Annotated in this window: 15 protein-coding genes; 14 read left to right on the forward strand and 1 reads right to left on the reverse strand. The window is 48.5% G+C overall.

The window, feature by feature from the left end:
- The first annotated feature begins 57 nt into the window (after window positions 1–57).
- From KDW03_RS04110 to KDW03_RS04175, 14 genes are all read left to right on the forward strand, one after another.
- Entirely contained in the window at window positions 58–1,215 is a 1,158-nt protein-coding gene (locus KDW03_RS04110) for an integrase catalytic domain-containing protein (RefSeq protein ID WP_271436129.1), read from the forward strand.
- Window positions 1,216–1,367: 152 nt separating this feature from the next.
- Entirely contained in the window at window positions 1,368–2,399 is a 1,032-nt protein-coding gene (locus tag KDW03_RS04115; protein ID WP_271436130.1) for an ABC transporter ATP-binding protein, read from the forward strand.
- Window positions 2,396–3,526: an ABC transporter permease gene (locus KDW03_RS04120; protein ID WP_271436131.1), complete on the forward strand. Its 1,131-nt coding sequence runs from the start codon at window positions 2,396–2,398 to the stop codon at window positions 3,524–3,526. The genes KDW03_RS04115 and KDW03_RS04120 overlap by 4 nt, the downstream gene beginning before the upstream one ends.
- Window positions 3,508–4,830, forward strand: coding sequence for a hypothetical protein (locus KDW03_RS04125; protein WP_271436132.1), 1,323 nt, complete (start codon window positions 3,508–3,510; stop codon window positions 4,828–4,830). Before KDW03_RS04120 ends, KDW03_RS04125 begins: the two co-directional genes overlap by 19 nt.
- Window positions 4,831–4,852: 22 nt before the next feature.
- Window positions 4,853–5,950: a hypothetical protein gene (locus tag KDW03_RS04130; protein WP_271436133.1), complete on the forward strand. Its 1,098-nt coding sequence runs from the start codon at window positions 4,853–4,855 to the stop codon at window positions 5,948–5,950.
- Window positions 5,947–6,639: an ABC transporter ATP-binding protein gene (locus tag KDW03_RS04135; RefSeq protein ID WP_271436134.1), complete on the forward strand. Its 693-nt coding sequence runs from the start codon at window positions 5,947–5,949 to the stop codon at window positions 6,637–6,639. The genes KDW03_RS04130 and KDW03_RS04135 overlap by 4 nt, the downstream gene beginning before the upstream one ends.
- A 1-nt stretch (window position 6,640) precedes the next feature.
- Window positions 6,641–7,381: a hypothetical protein gene (locus KDW03_RS04140; protein WP_271436135.1), complete on the forward strand. Its 741-nt coding sequence runs from the start codon at window positions 6,641–6,643 to the stop codon at window positions 7,379–7,381.
- A gap of 1 nt (window position 7,382) precedes the next feature.
- Window positions 7,383–8,624 carry an ABC transporter permease gene (locus KDW03_RS04145; RefSeq protein ID WP_271436136.1) on the forward strand — a complete coding sequence of 414 codons (1,242 nt, stop codon included), beginning with the start codon at window positions 7,383–7,385 and terminating at the stop codon, window positions 8,622–8,624.
- Window positions 8,617–9,351: an outer membrane lipoprotein-sorting protein gene (locus tag KDW03_RS04150; RefSeq protein ID WP_271436137.1), complete on the forward strand. Its 735-nt coding sequence runs from the start codon at window positions 8,617–8,619 to the stop codon at window positions 9,349–9,351. The genes KDW03_RS04145 and KDW03_RS04150 overlap by 8 nt, the downstream gene beginning before the upstream one ends.
- A gap of 11 nt (window positions 9,352–9,362) precedes the next feature.
- A complete protein-coding gene (locus KDW03_RS04155) occupies window positions 9,363–10,346 on the forward strand; it encodes a TOMM precursor leader peptide-binding protein (RefSeq protein ID WP_271436138.1) in 984 nt (327 codons plus the stop codon).
- On the forward strand, window positions 10,336–11,739 hold the full coding sequence (locus KDW03_RS04160; protein ID WP_271436139.1) for a YcaO-like family protein: 1,404 nt from the start codon (window positions 10,336–10,338) through the stop codon (window positions 11,737–11,739). Before KDW03_RS04155 ends, KDW03_RS04160 begins: the two co-directional genes overlap by 11 nt.
- Before the next feature lie 9 nt (window positions 11,740–11,748).
- Window positions 11,749–12,591: a SagB/ThcOx family dehydrogenase gene (locus tag KDW03_RS04165; protein ID WP_271436140.1), complete on the forward strand. Its 843-nt coding sequence runs from the start codon at window positions 11,749–11,751 to the stop codon at window positions 12,589–12,591.
- Window positions 12,591–13,535 carry a hypothetical protein gene (locus KDW03_RS04170; protein ID WP_271436141.1) on the forward strand — a complete coding sequence of 315 codons (945 nt, stop codon included), beginning with the start codon at window positions 12,591–12,593 and terminating at the stop codon, window positions 13,533–13,535. Before KDW03_RS04165 ends, KDW03_RS04170 begins: the two co-directional genes overlap by 1 nt.
- A gap of 9 nt (window positions 13,536–13,544) precedes the next feature.
- Window positions 13,545–15,110, forward strand: a complete 1,566-nt coding sequence (locus KDW03_RS04175) for a tetratricopeptide repeat protein (protein WP_271436142.1) — start codon at window positions 13,545–13,547, stop codon at window positions 15,108–15,110.
- Window positions 15,111–16,336: 1,226 nt separating this feature from the next.
- Here the strand turns inward: KDW03_RS04175 and KDW03_RS04180 are convergent.
- Window positions 16,337–17,416: an NADase-type glycan-binding domain-containing protein gene (locus KDW03_RS04180; protein WP_271436143.1), complete on the reverse strand. Its 1,080-nt coding sequence runs from the start codon at window positions 17,414–17,416 to the stop codon at window positions 16,337–16,339.
- Window positions 17,417–17,429 lie beyond the last annotated feature (13 nt).

Below are 17,429 nucleotides of genomic sequence, written 5' to 3' on the forward strand. Positions count from 1 at the left end.
AGACCTATTTACAGGGAAACGGCAAAACAATATCAAAAAGCCAGCAAAAAGGAAAAAATGGAGATACTGGATTATTTTGTGAGGATAACAGGTTTAAAAAACCGAAACTATGCCGCCAGGCTCTTGAGGCAGCACGGAAAAACCATCTATGTAGGCAAGAAAAATTACCTTAAAGCCGATATAGCCAAAAAGGGCAAAAGACCTGGCAGAAAGAAAAAATTCGGCGAAGAGGAACTAAAACTTCTAAAACAGGTCTGGGAAATTGAAAACTACATGTGTGGCAAACGTTTAAAGCCAATTTTAAATGAAGTTTTAGATAATCTCTTAGCAAACGGACATCTCCACGGTTCTCCACAGGCTATAGAAAACTTGCGCCATATAAGTGCTTCAAGTATTGACCGACTTTTGAAACATGAGCGTAAAAAGCTTGAGATAAAAGGACGAAAAGGTACAAAGCCTGGAACGCTATTAAAGCAACAAATAGCTATACGCACGTGGGCAGAGTGGGATGAAAATTGCCCTGGTTTTATGGAGATTGATCTGGTAGCCCATGAGGGAGGAAATAGCCGGGGAGATTTTGCTCAAACATTAAATATGGTGGATGTTTGGAGCGGTTGGACAGAGCTTGTGGCAATCAAAAACAAAGCTTCAAAATGGGTAAGAGAAGCCATAGAAAAAGTCAAAGGAAGACTTCCTTTTGAGTTACGGGGAATTGATTCTGATACCGGTGCTGAATTTATTAATCATCCTCTGCGCGATTGGTGTGAGAAGCACCAGATAAAATTTACAAGAGGAAGAAGCTCCCGTTCCAATGATAACTGCTACGTTGAGCAGAAAAACTATTCCATAGTCCGCCAGAATGTTGGATACTTCCGCTACGATACCGAGGAAGAAGTCTACTACTTGAACCAACTCTATGCCTATCTTCGACTGTATACCAACTTTTTTCAACCGGTTATGAAAATGACAGAGAAAAAGAGAATCGGAAGCAAGGTGCAAAAGAAGCATGATGATATTAAAACTCCCTACCAGCGGCTTTTAGAAAGCTCTTATGTAAGTGAGGCACAAAAGGAACGCCTAACAAGGCTTTATAAGGCTCTCGATTTGTTTCACCTAAGACAAAAAATTACAGCTTGCCAGAGAAAACTTTTCAGCCTTCAAAAGAAAAAGAATGTAAAAAACAAAAATTTGGAGGAAACTGTATGGAATTTTTGAGTACTTTTTTTTATGAGGCAATTCGACTACTTGACAAAAAAAAAAGTCTCCCTATAATGAAAGTGAAAAAATGCCCTGGTGTGGGTGGTAAAAAGTTTTAAGGTGACGTGAGGTAAAAAACAAAAGAGGAGGGGGGTGTATGAAGATAGAAGTTGTTACTCTTTCCACAACAACCACAACACTGGCTCCTGCTAGTGGTTGCTGTTCCTGTTCTCTGGTATTTGGTGGTTCCATACCAGGGCATACGTCTTGTTTTTAACGAGGGGAGAGAAGAGATGTTTGCTATCGAGGTGAGAAATGTGACCAAACGCTATCCTTCTGGAAAGGGGGTTTTTGACCTTTCTGTGGAGGTGAAAGAGGGGGAGTGTTTTGGGCTGGTAGGGCCTAACGGAGCAGGCAAAACAACTTTCATAGAAATCATTGAAGGACTCAGAATTCCAGATTCCGGAGCATCTTTTGTTTTTGGGGTTTCGTCCAGAGAGGAGGGGGTTCGTTCTTTTTTTGGGGCTCAGATTCAAGAAAATGTGCCTCTTTCCCGTTTGCGGGTGTTTGAGATTGTTGAAGTAGCCTGTGCGGCTTATAGGGATGGCTTTTCGGTTTCGGAACTCCTGGAGATGGTTGGACTTGTTACGGAGAAACGAAGTTTCTACGAACATCTCAGTGGGGGACAGAGGCAGCGACTAAGATTAGCGATGGCTCTAGCGGGTAAGCCGAGACTTCTCTTTCTCGATGAACCAACCACAGGGTTAGATCCCCATTCGAGAAGGGTTTTTTGGGAACTGTTGCAGAGTTTGCGGGAAAAATTGGGGATGACTATCTTTCTCACCTCTCATTATATGGAAGAAGTGGAGGTGTTGTGTGACCGTGTAGGGCTTCTGGTGGATGGGAGGTTTATCTGTGTTGGGACTCCTTCTGAGGTTGTAGCAAAATATGGGAATACCGTTTTTGTTCGTATTGTGGTCGATGAGAAGAGTAACCTTACAAGGGCACAAGCCTTTGCCTCTGTTCTGGAGGTGGTGGAGCAAGATGAGAGAGAGGGTGTCTTTCATATTGTGTCTCGAGAGGCTTTTTTGAGGGATTTGGGAGAGCTTATGAGAGAGAAAGAAGTCAGGCTTTATAATATCGAGTTTGATTCTGGTTCACTTGAGGATGTGGTGGTTCAGCTGACAGGAGAGAGACGATGAGAGAGAAGCAAACGGTTGTTTCCTCGTTGTGGTCATGGTTTTTTGTGCAGATGAAGCTCTTTTTTCGGGAACCGGCAGCGGTTTTCTGGATTGTGGTTTTTCCTTTACTTCTTTTGGTGATTATGGGGAGTATTTTTTCTCGTTATGAACAGCCAATGATACGTGTGGCGGTGTATGATGGTGATGGTACGGATGTTTCACGTGGTCTTGTTGAAGGTTTGGGGCGATTGGGGGTGTTTGTGGTGGAAGAGATGGCCTCTCGAGAGGAAGTGGAGAGAAAGGTTCAGCAAAACACAGTGGTTTTGGGGATTCTTCTTTCCTCTGGGTTTGGAGAGGAGATACGTCGGGATGGAAACCCTTTCTTTGAGGTGTTGTACAATGCTTCACAAAAGGAGATGAATACCATAGCTTTTTCTATCCTTGATAGTATCCTGTATGAGGAGATTATCCAGAGGAAAAAGGTGGAGGGCAAGATAACCTATCTTACGAAGGAAATCAAGGGGCGAATGGAGACTTCGTATGTGGACTTTTTACTCCCTGGACTTCTTGCGCTTGTGGTGTTGTCGTCGGTTTTTTTTAGTTTTGGGCAGAAGATGATTGTTTATCGGGAATATGGGGTTCTGAAGCAACTCTCGCTTTTTCCTGTACCAGGGATGGTGTATGTGGGAGGGGATGGGCTGGCTCAGTTTCTCGTGACCCTCGTACAGGGGGGTGTTCTCTGTGGGGTGGGATTTTTCCTCTATCGCGTTCATCTCCCCTCTTCTTTGGTGTTGTGGCTGGGAATGATAGTGTATCTGGGGTTTGGTTTTTTTGCTCTGGCAACGGTGGCTCTTTTTGTGGCAGGATTTGCGAAAACTTCTCAGGGGTCGATAGCGATTCTCAATCTTTTTGCATATGTGATGATGTTTCTTGGAGGGTTGTATTTTCCCCTCGGACAGATGCCAGTGGTGTTGCAATGGGTGGCGTATGCCCTTCCCGCGACGCATTTTCTTGAGGGACTCAGGTTTTTCTTTGTTGAGGATGGAGACCTCATGGTAGTGGTACGGGGAGGAGGCATACTTTTGGCGTATACTCTGGTGGCTTTCCCACTTGTGGTAAGGAGGTTCCGATGGATTTCAGGAGAGTGATAGCTCTCGTGGTTCTGCCCATCGGGGTGTATGCGGGGACGACCTATGAGGTGAGGCTTGACCAGGGGGAGAAGAATCCCTCATCAGTTTTTTGTACCAATGACCTGGTTTTTGTTCAGGGGTTTCGGATGGAGGAGAGGCTTCTTCCTCGTCAGATGTGGGAGGTCTGGGGTGTCAAGACAGAAACGACCTGGTGTTTGCGCTGGCAAACGGAGAAGGATGTGCTCTATGATCATGACAGGAAGCCAGGACAGAGGGATTTTCGGGCATTTCCTGAGGAGATGTTTGTTGAATGGATGCATGATTTTCGCTACTTTGTGACAGTGGGTAAGAAAAAATGGGATATGAGTGAGGGATTTTTTTATAAACCGATGCTTTTGTGGGCGGATTATGATGGGTATAGGCGTTATGGTGAGGGCTTTTATATGGTGAAGGGGGAGGTGCGTTTGGGGGATGTGAAGCTGTCGGGGTATGTAGTGCCTTCTCGATTCTGGGAGGAGAAATCAACCAATGAGTGGTACGATTGTTTCCAGAATGCGACGACGAACTGGCTGGGGGGAGGGGCGTTTTCGTGTTTGATAGGCGGGGTGACGCTCAAAGGTCTCTCTCTCTGGGAGTGGACGAAAGAGGGGAAATTCCCTGTATCTAAATACGCGATCTCGTCGGCATGGAGCTGGGAGCGATGGACTTTTTATACGGAGGCTTCTTATAAGAACGGAGTGAGGCTTACAGTGCCAGGCTTTGATGGGCGAGAAGAGACCAATGTGCCTTTTCCAGGGATTACCAATATCACTCCCGGAAAATATGAGTTTTCTGAGAGGAACGGGAGTTTTTTCAGGATGTTCTGGAATGTTCTGGTAGGTATCCGGGCAGAACTCCCCTGGGATGTGACGCTACGGTGTGAGGTTTTGTATCGCGAGAGGAGCTGGAACGACGAGGAGCGAAAAGCCTATTGGGATGGGGTAAGGTATGCGGAGAGTCGTTATAAGAATGAGCTTTATTTTGTTGTGCCGGAGACGTATCTTCTGTTGGCAGCGGGGCATCTCTCGTTTGACACCTATGCGCCCTGGATGGTTTCTCTGGGGTTTACGAAGACCATAGGCGACCACTGGGAGATAAGTCAGGATGTAACCACTGAACTCTCGACGTATTCCTGGCGATGGCAGGGGGGGATAACGTGGAAGAGTCTTTCTCTCTGGGAGGTTAGGCTTTCTGTGAGTGTTGTGGGAGGGGAACGGTACACACTGTTTGGTGAAATGGTAGAAAAAACCCACTGGCAACTGAGTTTGTCCAGTAGTTTATGATATCATGGATGTGGAGGAAAGGATGAAGAAGGTTATCTTTGGGATGATCGTTTTTCTGATAGTGGAGGGTGGTTTTGCTTTTGTTGGACCATCTCTTGGGGATGGATGGGGGGTAGCTGGGCTGTGGTACAGACTTAGAACCTATCCTACTGATTGGACCAATGCCCAGGATGTTTTTGGGCAGTTTCGTTTTTTGTCGTGGATGATGCTTCCCTCGTGGGGGAGTCTGCCAGTGGAGAGTTTGTTTCTCTGGGGTGGACCGTATCTCCGGGCAGAGGTGATGATGACGAGTCTCTTTCGGTATGATGGGGCGATAGGGGTGATCGGTGATACGCTCATAGGATTTGCCGGGAATTTTTTAGACAGGGATGGGGATGGGAATACGGAGGATGATAGTTTCTGGGGGACGACTCTGGGTTTGGGTCCACAGTTTCGTTATCTTTTTGGGGGTGGTTGGGCATGGACGGTATGGTACAAGCCAGAGTATTGTTTCTACAACAAAATGGAAAAAACCGAGATAACACTCCCTAAAGACCATTGGACTCATCGGGCGGGGAGTTCGCTGGTGTTTACGTATGATGAGGGGACAAAGGCATCGGTTTCCCTCGGGTATAATCTCGTCTGGAGAGGGAGAGATGTTCGATGGGGGTATGATGAGGGAGAGGTTTTGCCTGCTTTTGATCAGGGGGTGAGCTTGCGGGGGCTTTCACGGCTACCGTTAGGAGGGACAGCGTTGTTGCTCAAGATAGGAGGGGAGGCTTTCTGGTGGGAGAAGACGCCCCGTCTGATAGGGGTGAGTGCCAATGTCTTCCAGGAGGAGATGACAAGTGAGGTGAGGGGGTACCATGAGGAGGAGATACAGACGAGAGTCGGGGCAATACTTCAGACAAGTCTCATCTGGGAGATAGTGAAGGGGATAAGGCTTGAGGCAGGTGTGGACGGTGCGGCGTATGAATCAGATGGTTGGAAAACGATAGGAGGGGCTGGGTGTGGTGTCCGCTGGCAGTGGAATTGGAATCAGGCTCTCCAAGTTGAGTACAACTATCCTCTTACAAAAACGGAGCACTATGGTCAGATTGTGGCGGGGTTTATGTGGCTTTTTGGAGAGGAGGGGTTATGAGACTACGGATTCAGGATGTGAAAAAGACCTATATGGTCGAGAGTGTGGGGGTTCCGGCTCTACGAGGGGTAACGTTGGAGGTTGATGAGGGGGAGTTTATGGCGATTGCTGGTCCATCAGGCAGTGGCAAGACCACACTCCTCAATCTGATTAGCGCGATAGATAACTATGATGAGGGAGAAATGTGGTACGATGACCGCTGTACCAAAAACCTCTCCGAAGAGGAGCTGCGCCTCTTGCGTCGGGATAGCCTGGGTTTTATCTTCCAGAACTATAACCTGATTCCTGTTCTGACGGTGTATGAGAATGTCGAATATCCCCTATGGCTTGATCAGGAGCTTCCCCCGGAGGAGAAGCGAAAATCTCAGGTGATGAAAATGCTTGAGTCTGTGGGGCTCAAAGAGTATGCCTCCCGGTATCCGGGACAGCTTTCTGGGGGGCAGAAGCAACGGGTGGCGATAGCTCGTGCCCTGGTGAGGCAACCGAAACTGATTCTGGCGGATGAGCCCACGGCCAATCTTGACTCAAAGACGGCGCACCAGATTATTGAGCTGTTGCGTGAGTGTAACCGGGTTATGGGAGTGACGGTGATTTTTTCGACGCATGACAACCGTATTCTGGATGTGGTGGACAGGGTGGTACACCTCGAAGATGGTATAATAACCAAAGATGAAAGAAAGGAGGCATAGTATGCGTTGGTATAGGCTGGTTTGTATTTTTGTGCTGGGATGTGTTTGTGGCTGGGGATTGGAACCAGCTTCTCTTTATGAGGAGTTTGTGAATCCTGAGAGGATTGGAGCGGTATTTACCAGTGAATCGGAGGTAAAGGCTTTTCTCCAGACGAATAAAACAGCTCTTGGTTACTATCAGGTGGGGGTGTTTTATATGTATCATGCCTATGGGGTGCTCAAGGTGATGAAGGTTTCCTCAAAGGATGCGAGAAGGCTTACCAGGGAGGCTATCAATGTCTTTGAAAAGGCGGAGAAACTGGAATCTCGTGAGCCTATGCTGTATTCGATGTTAGGGGGTGCGTATCTGTTTTCGTCTCAGTGGGGGAGTGTGATGGACAAGATGCGCAATGGACGAAAAGGGGTGTTTTATAATGATAAGGCTGTATTGATGGCGCCTGAAAACCTTCGTATCCGGGAAAATCGCTTGAGAAACTATCTTCACCTGCCACCCGAGTATTTTCCCAATATCTACCAGAGTATACCGGAGGATGCGGATAAGCTACTCGCAGGGGTTGAAAAATACCAGAAAGAGTATGGTGAATACGCAAGGGAAGTGCGTGCTCTTGCCTATTATGGTAAGGGGCTTGTGGCCTTTTACAAAAAGGATAGAGTCCAGGCACGGGAAAACCTCCAGAAGGTAGAAAAAAACACCAGTCTCTATGACCGTGCCCAGGAGCTTTTGAAGCGGGTGGGAGATTAGGATGAAAAAGATTCTGAAAGTATGGAAGCTGGCATGGCGGAATGTCCTGAGGAACAAACGGCGGAGTCTCCTCTCAGCGGCTGTGCTGGTGATGGGGGTGAGTGCCCTGGTGGTTTTTGGTGGGTATATTGAGGCGGTGTATTATTATCTCGGGAATAGTGTGATAGCGCAGAAGGGACATTTTCAGGTGGCCAGAAAAGGCTACTGGGAGGGGGAGGAAGAGTCTCTGGCTCTTGCCCTCACTCCTGAGGATCAGAAGACAATCCAGGAGATTCTTAAAAAAAAGGGGGGTGTGCGGGTACTGACGGGGAGGCTCTCTGCCTCCGGGATCCTGGGGAATCAGGAGCGTTCTACGATCTTTGTGGGGTATGGGGTCGATCCAGAGAAGGAGCTTGATCTTTTGCAGATGGTGGGGTATGGGGGAGCCAATCTCTCTGTGCTTCTCCAGGATCAGACCATTATTTTGGGAAAGATTCTTGCCAGACAGATGGGGCTTGGTCCTGGTGATATGGTTACCCTGATGTCGATGTCGGAAGGTGGATCCCTTGAGGCTGTTTATGTCAGGGTGGGGGATGTGTTGTCCACAGGGGTGACGGCGGTAGATTCCCGGATCGTGATAGCCAATCTCACCACGATGAAGGAGCTTCTCTATACACCAAAACTTCATACGATGGTGGCGTTACTGGATGAGTCGTTTTCCCGTGGGGATGTGGAGAGGTATGTGAGAGAACTCTCTCAGGAACTCAAAAACCAGGGGCTTGGATACGAGGTGAGAATATGGTATAACCTGGATGATACCTATCTCCCCACGATGCGCATGCTTCAGACGACGTTTACCATCATTACTATTATCTTTTTGGTGGTCATTGGGTTTACCATTGTGAATACGATGTATATGGCGGTGATGGAGCGTGTTTCAGAGGTGGGAACACTTCGGGCGATAGGAACTTCACCAAAGATGCTTTTTGGGATGTTTGTGACTGAGGGGGCGCTGATCAGTATTGTGGCGACGGCTGTAGGGGTCGTTGTTGGCATAGTGTTGATAGTCGTGTTGAATCGTATGAACATTATGCTCCCCCCCTATCCAGGACAGTCAGAGTCTTATCCCCTGGTGTTTAAGTTGAGCGTGGGGGTGGTGGTTTGGGCTTCGGTGTTTAACATCCTGGGGGCTGTGGTGGCCAGTATGATTCCTGCACGTAAGGCACTCAAATTTCGTATTGTGGAGGCACTTCGTCATGTATAAGGGAAAAAGTGTTGTCGGGATGTTTTTGATGATGATTATGTCTGTGATGATGGGACAGGATGTACAGACGCTCCTTCAAAAGGTCGAACATGCGCAGCGAGCAGCAGACAGCTATGTTGGTAAGATGCTCCTCACAACCTATGATGGAGAAAGAAAAACAGGAGAAGCCTCACTTGAACTGTATGTAAAAGGCCTGGAACTCTCGATAGCTCGGTACCTCACACCGTCAGGTGACCGGGGAAAGGCGATTCTCCAGCGTGGGCGGGATTATTGGTTTTATTTTCCAAAAACCAGACAGAGTGTGAAAATTTCTCCCAAGCAGAGGCTTCTCGGGGATGCTATGGTAGGAGATGTCGTGAAACCGCCCCTTCTGGCGACGTATACGGTGACGCTGGTGAGTAATACCTCAAGGGAGTCTGTGTTTGAGCTGGTGGCGAAGGATGACTCTGCCCCTTACCAGTATATTTTGCTCTGGTGGAATACCGCTGAAGAAAAGATAACAAAAGAAGAGTTTTATACTCGGACGAGGGTGCATCTCAAGACGGCGAGGTATCTTGCTCATCGGAGGATAAAAAACTACAATTTTGCCACAAAGGTCGAGATTCAGGATGCGCTCGTCACCAACAAAAAAACAGAGATAGAGATGGTAGATCTTCAGGAAAGGGTGCTTCGGGATCAGATTTTTTATCCCGAATCTCTGGATTATTTGCCATATACCTATAGGTAGAGGAGAAAAGGATGCGGTACAAGAAGCGGAGGTATGTTTTCCTGCTGGAAGAGAATCCGCAGAGTCTTTTTGTTGATCACCTTGGGAACTGGTTTCTTTTGAGAGGACAGGTGATAGAGGTACTTGTGAGGGATTTACTTAGCTATCTGGATGAACCTCATACTCTGGAAGAGATTGTGGCCGAGTTTGAAAATCGTGCTCGAGCGGAGGATATACAGGATGCCTTGAATCAGCTGGTACGATTGGGGGTTCTTGAGGAATGTGATGATGTGAGCGGTGATGAAGGGGTTGTGGGGTTTCTTGGGCTTTTTACACCTTATCTTGAGGAAAAGAAAACAACCTATCTTCAGCGGCTGGAAAGAGCCTCTGTTCTTGTTTTAGGAGAGGGGAGGGTGGCTCAGGGGATTGAAGAGGGGCTTCGGGAGAGTAGAGTACAGGTGAAAAGGTCTCCATGGTTGAACGAGGAGGACTCCTCTCTTTCTGGGAGGGTGCAGAGTCTTTTGCGGGGTTTTTCTCTGGTTATTGTGACAGGAAGCGGGCGTTCGTTGGGTTTTCTTGAGGCGGTGAATGAGGCGGCCATGCTTGAAAACGTTCGTGTGCTCTATGTTGAAGAGGATTGGACAGGGGGTGTGGTGGGGCCTCTGGTGATACCTGGAGAGACGCCTTGTTATAGGTGTTATCTTGAGAGAAAACAAACCAACAAGGAGTATGATATCGGTTTTGAACTCATGCGAAAGGTGGAGGGGGATGTGAACACGCAGACGGGGTTTTCTCCTTTTGTGATGTGGTTGGTGTCGATAGCAGTGACAGAATCTGTAAAATTTCTCTCGTGGTATTTACCCTGTGAGATGGTGAAGGGGGTGTTTCTGGTTGATGCGGTGAACTATCGTGTTCAATTTCATCCTGTTCTCAAGTCCCCGTATTGTTCTGTCTGCGGGTATGTGGATCGTATTCCGCCTCAGATGGTCTGGACGGAGGATAATCATGGGGTATGAGGTACGTTTTGGAGCGTTCCAGGTAACTTCATCCGGAGTTTCTCGTGAACTCTCGTATTGGGTGAGAAGAATGGAGCCTTTTTTTTCATCGTTGACCGGGATAATCAACTACTATTATGTGGCTGAGGTGGCACCTGGAGAGCCACAACTCTTTTTTTCGAGTGCACGTCTTCATCGAATGTCGTATCATCTGGGGATGCCTTTTGATCCTCAGGTTGGGGGGATTGGAGAGACGGCGGAGGAGGCTTTTCTCTCAACGTGTGGGGAGGCTCTGGAGCGGTATGCCTCGTCGGTGGTTCCTGTGAAACAGCTTCCGCTGGCAGATTATGAGACCATGATGAAAAGACAAGAGAGGGTGGTTTCGCCGGACAAGTTTATGTTGTATGCTTCGTGGCAGTACGAGCAGGAAAACTTTGCGTATGATCTTTTTTTACCATCATCTCTTGTGCGGTGGGTTAAGGGGATATCTCTGGTTTCGGGGGATGAAGTATGGGTTCCGGCGGCTTTTGTTTATATGCCGTATATGTATGAGTTTGGGCAGGAGGCACGTATCAATCATACAACCTCCACAGGACTGGCGTTTCATTTTGTGCCCTCTCAGGCGTGGAAAACAGGGTTGTGTGAGGTGGTTGAACGGGATGCTTTTGCTTTGACTTGGTGGGCACGGCTTACACCGGATGAGCTGGATCTCGATTCTGTTGATGATGAACGGGTTCGCCGTTTGCTTGATGAGCGATTGGGAGCGTGGAAGAAGAAAATTCGTGTGTTTTCCCTGCCAACAGATAGCCGTTTTCCTGTCTTTTTGGGTTTGATAGAAGAGGATGATGAGAGGGCGAAACAGCCCTCCGTTCCGGCGTTGTGTATAGGGGCTGCTGCATCACTGGATGTGGCGACGGCTCTATACAAGGTGATTATTGAGGTGGTTCAGACGTATAAGTTTGCGTCCTATCTCAAACAACAGAATGAAAAGCTTCCCCAGAAACGCGTTTTTGAGGGGAAGTGGGATGAGGAGATAAGGGATTTTAGCGAGGGTGTGTTGTGTTATAGCTATCCACAATGGCGTAAGCATCTTTCGTTTCTTAAGGGTGAAAAAAGGATAAGTTTCCGTGACTTGTGTCAACAAAAGGGTTTTAACTCCCTCGCTGAGGCATGTGCCTTTCTTCAAACTCTGGGGTTTGAAGCCCTGGTGGTGGATATTACGCCGGAGGATATCCGTTCTGCAGGTGGGTATGTGAGTCGGGTGGTGGTACCGGGTATGCTGGGGCTCAATGGTGCCCATCGGTACCGTTTTTGGGGTGGAGAGAGGCTTTTCACCCTTCCACAAAAACTGGGGTTAAGAGATCATCGTTTGCAAGAGGACGAACTCAATCCCTATCCTCATCCGTTTCCATAGAGGAGGACGATGATGATACTGAGAAAACCATCACCACTGGAAGAGGCGGCCAGGCTCTCCTATCCACCGAGAGAATGGGATCTCTATGCGGAAGCCCTGACGTATCAGGAGCATAGTAAATTTGGCAGGGAAAAAAGTCGAGAGGATTTTGTTCATATTGGTCAGTTGAGACAGAATAAAGGGCTTATCTCCTCGATGACGAGACACTTTAAGGTGTATCCGGAGGTTATTTATAGCCCTCTTCCTCAGATTGTGGACTTGCTGGGGGAGGGTGTGTCACTGGAAGAGGCTATTCTTCGTCGGAGAAGTGTTCGAGCTTTTTCGAAAAAAGAGATGCCTTTTGAGGTTTTTGCGAAGATGTTGGTGTTCTCCTATGGGATAACAGGGGAAATGTCGTACGATACAGGGGACGTGCAGTACCTGAGAGCCAGTCCTTCGGCGGGGGCGCTGTATCCTCTGGAAATCTATCCTGTCGTATTCCATGTGGAGGGGCTTCAACCGGGGCTGTATCATTACAATGTGCGGGATAATGCTGTAGGAATGCTCAAAGGTGGGGATTTTTCGGATTTTCTTGTGGATATATGTACAGAACAGGAGATGGTGCGGGAGGCGAGTGTCGTGTTTTTGATTACAGCGTATCCTCTTCGGACACTGAGGAAATACAGGGAGAGAGGGCTTCGTTTTCTCTATCTGGATGCAGGTCATATGGCTGAGCATATCTACCTTTTGGCGACGGCTTATGGGTTTGGAGCATGTGCAGTCGGAGGTGCTTATGATCATGAGGTGGAACGTTTTCTTGGGATTGATGGGCTTCAGGAGACGCTGGTCTATCTGATGGCAGTGGGGGGATAATGGAGGTTCTTCGTCTTTTTTTCTGGTCAGGGTGGGTTCGTCAGCTGTGGGTGAAAAGATATGCTCGTCGCTGGATTGTACCTCTCTGGTCGTGGAGACTCTTTGTGTGGCGATGGTGGTGTGAGAGGCGGAGAATTTTGTCTGTAAAGCGAAAAGGGATACCCATAGTAGGTGGATGGCTTTCGGTTGAAAGTGTTTACCAGAAGCAAGGGGAGAAACTCGCTATCGCCAATCCGTGCTGGGTGAGCTGGGATACCTCTCGAGGGAGATGGGATGGTGTAACGTGTTTTCAGGGCTACCTCCGTGAAAAACAGGCTAAAGGGATAGATTATGTGATTGGGGCAGCTCATAAGCGTTATACCTTGAGGTACTGGGAGCATTTTTTGCGTGGGAGTGGGTTTTCTTTTGGCATTTTGGGAGAGTATGAGCTTTTGATGTTCTCGGGCGGAAGTGGGGGAGAGGTGGTCTTGAGAGGTGAGGTAAAAAAAGCCAGGGAAAGCGATGTGAAAGCCTGTGGACTCTCTTTTTCACAGACAGGAAGGTATGTGCTGTGTTTTGATCTTTATCGGTGGAGGAAAGAGCTTGTTTCACCTGGGGCAAGTGAGACATGGGTGTACGAGGTTGATGGGGAGAGTGTGGGATGGATAAGTGGATGGTGGTATGCCTATCTCGAAAAAGGTCAGAGGAAAAGGGGGGTTTTGGTACGATGGATTGTTCTCTCCGGGCTTGGTTATCAGGAGAGAACAGGTTTTCTCAAAAGGGTTTTTGGCTATTATCAGGAAAAAGGGGTGCAGGTGATGATACCGGATTTTGTCTCTCCGAGGGAGTGGCTTCTCGAGGCGGGTTGTCTTTTATCAGGGGAGAGTTATGTGGTGTTTTTTGTTGATCTTCAGGGAAAGGGTGAGATCCATCTTCACGATTTTGATGGTTTTTTTGTTTTTTAGGAGGAGAGGATGAGGATGTCCTGGGAAAAACGGGGGGATTTTTGTTGGCTTGAGGGGGATGTGGACGGAGCTATTCGGGCGTATGAAAGGGCAAGGGATGGAGATGTTCCTCGGGTGTTGATGTATCTTGCGCTTCTCTACCTGCTCACTGGAAAATCGACAAAGGCAGCAGACATGCTTGCAACAGTGAAACGCTGGAATATCTTTGATTTTACGGTGCGGGAGATAGAAAAGAGAGCCGAGGAGGTTCTTTCTGGGAAGTTAAAGGTGGTTCGTTTTCCTTCAGTGGTTGGATGGTTTTATGAAGATGATGCCTTGCCAGCACATGAATACACGAAGGCTTTTGAAAGGATGTCTTTGTGGGTAAAACAGATTCCTCAGATTGCTGGGAGACGGGCATGGACTCCTGTGCTTTTGGCAGAAATTGTCTCGACACTAACGCCTTTTTCGAGGGGCGGTGTGCTACTGCGGTCAATTCTTCCCAAGGTGGAGATAGCGGTAAGTTTTCTGGATGAGGGGACGATGATTCATGAGATAACCCATGTGCTCTATCCTTCGGTGAATCTTTTTCTTACGGAGGGGTTGGCGTTGTTTTTTCAAGAGAAGTTTGCTAAGGAATCGAAGGGGTGGCCGTTTACGGTTTCTGGTTTTTCGCAGTGGCAAGGGGATAAAGGTCTCGTCGAGGAGATGGTGGAGGAGTCGCTTTTTGCTCCGCGGTTTTTTACTGATGAGCATCTTGTGGCTGGAGAAGCCATGGGGTACTATAAGCTTGCGTGGGAATGGGTTTCTTTTCTCGTAGAAAAGGGAGGGATGGATAAGTTTATGGATCTCTATGAAGCTACCTCCTATGGGGATGTTTCGGTAAGGGAGATGTTAATTCGTTTGTATGGAACGGGGAATGTGTGGCTTGTGCCTCCATCATCTCGGGTATCATTCTCACAGGACAGAGAGGAGACACAGGAGGTTTCCCAAGAAGAGGAGCTCATCGAGCTTGAGAAGAACTGGAAAGAAAAAAAAGATACGGATGTCTTAGCACGGCTTTGTCGACGGGGGTTTCAGTTTGTGAATTATCTTCGGGGTTGCACGTTTGAAGAACGAGAGAAGCATCCGCTTTTTGGGCTTTTTACTAAATATCTGGAGAAAGAAAAAACATGGCTCAAAGAGGCATTGAAACATTGGCCTGATGATCCAGGGTTTCACTGTCTTTTGGCGGATCTCTATGGGCTGGAGATAGAGCTTTTGCCGGAGGAAAAACGAATGGCGAATGCGCTTCTCATGCAATCAGAGGTGAAGAAAGCCCTAACTCTTGATCCGGATTTTCTTGATGCATGGGTGACGCTGGGAAGGATTTTGTTATTTACTCCCAAGATCTTTGGGGGAGGAATAACGAGGGCGAGGGAGTGTTTTGCCAAGGTCCTGGCGAAAGATTCAGAGCATGCTGATGCTCTTGCATGGGATGGTTATGCCGACTGGATGGAGGGTAAAAAAGAGGCAGCGCTGAAAAAATGGGAGAAAGTGCTAAGTGTGTGTCCTGGACATCTCCTTGCTTCTCAAATGAGGGCGAAAGGGGGATAGTGGGTAGCACTCGGAGCATCGTGACCGATGCTCCGAGTGCCGGAGGCACCGGCCGTTTTCGACCGTAGCAAGCACTCCGCTTCCCGAAGAGACGGCTAAGCGCAATCGGGTCACCTTGCCTCCTGCATCGGGAGCATAGCGGGACGGCTTGCTTCTCCCGACCATGCCTTCGGCATGGTTCACGGGCGCCGCTGCACCGTCCCTTGAGGGCACAGCAACAAGTCCCCTTAACCGCCGACCTCCTGTCGGCTGGCACAGGCCTCCGCCGTCTCTTCGGGGAGCTCCGTTCAGGGTTAAGCTGGTCGAAAACGGCCTGGGGGAACAGACAGAAATAAAGAAAATGGTGGAGCAAGGGTTGATGGTGAAACTGGGAGGCATGGTGTAGCCTGCTCTCCCCTCTCTTTCGCCTACCGATGCCCGCTGTTTCCATTTTACAGTTTGCCAGCAACCCGCCAGCCCATACCCCTGCGCCACACACGAGCCCCGTGCCAATATCTCCCGGGTGCCTTCGTCCTCGCCGCCGCCGTTACGGTGCTTACGGGTGAAAGGCATCATACAAGACACCACCCCCCTGGGCTGGGCTACAGAAACAACACTACTCCACCAAGATGTGGACGGCACGGATGCCGGACACAAGGCGAGGCTAATACACGGAGGTATTCGCCTCGCCGGCTACACCACAAGAAAAGCTCATACCAAACCCCACCAGCCCACACCGTCATAGACCAAAGAAAGGGGCAGAAACCGTCGGGGCGGCGGCAGCGGGGGTCTTGCAGGGGGCTGGCGCTTGAAGCCCCCTGCAGCCCAAGCGGCAGCGTCATAGCGCACGATTACGCTACCGAAACATGGAGGTGAGAGGGCGGAGTCTTGACCGCAGGGTGTTTCGCAGCCATCTAAAGCAAAATGTTTTAGTAGGGGTTTTTAGCGATTTTCAAAGTCAGGAAATCAAGCCCTTGTTTTCCCGGGCAAGGGTTTCCACAGCACGGTGGTTTTTAGGTCTTGTGTTGGTTGTATTCCTACCCTCCCCAGAGCAGGCAAGCGCTAGCGTAGCGGTGGGGGCATGCCAGCTTGCATGTCCCCATCCTCTCCCACTGCTCGGGAGTGGCGAAGCGGGGGATGTCAAAGGGGGCAGCAGCCCCCTCCAGCCCGTGCGGCGAGCGCAAAAGCGGGGGTCTTGCAGGGGGCTGACGCTTGAAGCCCCCTGCAGCCCAAGCGGCAGCGTCATATCACCTCGGACCTTTCCAGTCCAGATACTCCGTCTCTATGTCACTCCCCGCAAAATACTTTGTCCCCCTTTTCCCAAGCGCATTCGCAGCAATAGGAGCAACTCCTGTCCTCTTCCATGACCGTCCCCGTACCCTCGTCCAGAATACCCCCTCCTCATCAAACCGCCACTCCCCATAGATGTTGGTGACCCCCATTTTGTCTCCTTTCTTTACCTGATTCTCGTTGGTTATAATCGCCCCTCGGGGATCAAGAAAAGCATCTATGAAAAACGTTCCACTTTCCTCCCCCGTTTTATCAAACTCTATATAAGATGTGTTATCCCACCAGCAAAAAGAATATCCCCAACCCCAATCCCCACCGCTCAAAATATTCATCACCTCATTCTTCCACGTCCTGAGAAACTCTCTCTTCGCCTCCTCCAGGTTCACCACCTCGTACTTCCGCCCCTGATAGTAAAACTCTATCTCACTGATACACGTGTCATCATACCTCGTCCCGGGATAGGTGGAGAGGATGGTAAATGCTATCGCTTTTATTTCTTCAATATAACCTACTTCTATCCATTGTGATTCCATTACATCTTCTAATTCGATAATTTTCACTGTAATGACACCTTTTTCTTTTGCTCCCCAAAAAATCATTTCGAGCTTACTAGGACGTGCATTGTTAAAATATGTTTCTTTGCTTTTGGTATAACCATTTATAATTTTCAAACGGTTCACAGAAAAAAGATTAGAAAAAACCAAAAGCACCCCTGCACCTCCACTTCCATGGTATTTGAAATCGTAAAAAGTAGGGTATTTCCATAACCATTTTCCGTTTGTATAGTAATATTGAAACTCTCCCGATCCATCACCTTTGACGCCCTCTGCCCAACAGGTATTGGTTTGCCCATCTAGTAAATTAAAAGGTGAGTATGAAAGAGGAATTCCAACCTGCAATCCTAACCACTCACGATATAAATCTAAATCCCAATCTATTGCCTGTAACCATATTTTAATAGGAGATAAGTTTTGCTCTGTCCATCCCAATGTAAAACTCATCATTAGTGTTAAAAAACCTAATTTCACTCTATCCATAACCATTCCTCCT

Source organism: Thermospira aquatica, assembly GCF_023525255.1.
In the GTDB taxonomy this organism is placed as follows: domain Bacteria; phylum Spirochaetota; class Brevinematia; order Brevinematales; family Thermospiraceae; genus Thermospira; species Thermospira aquatica.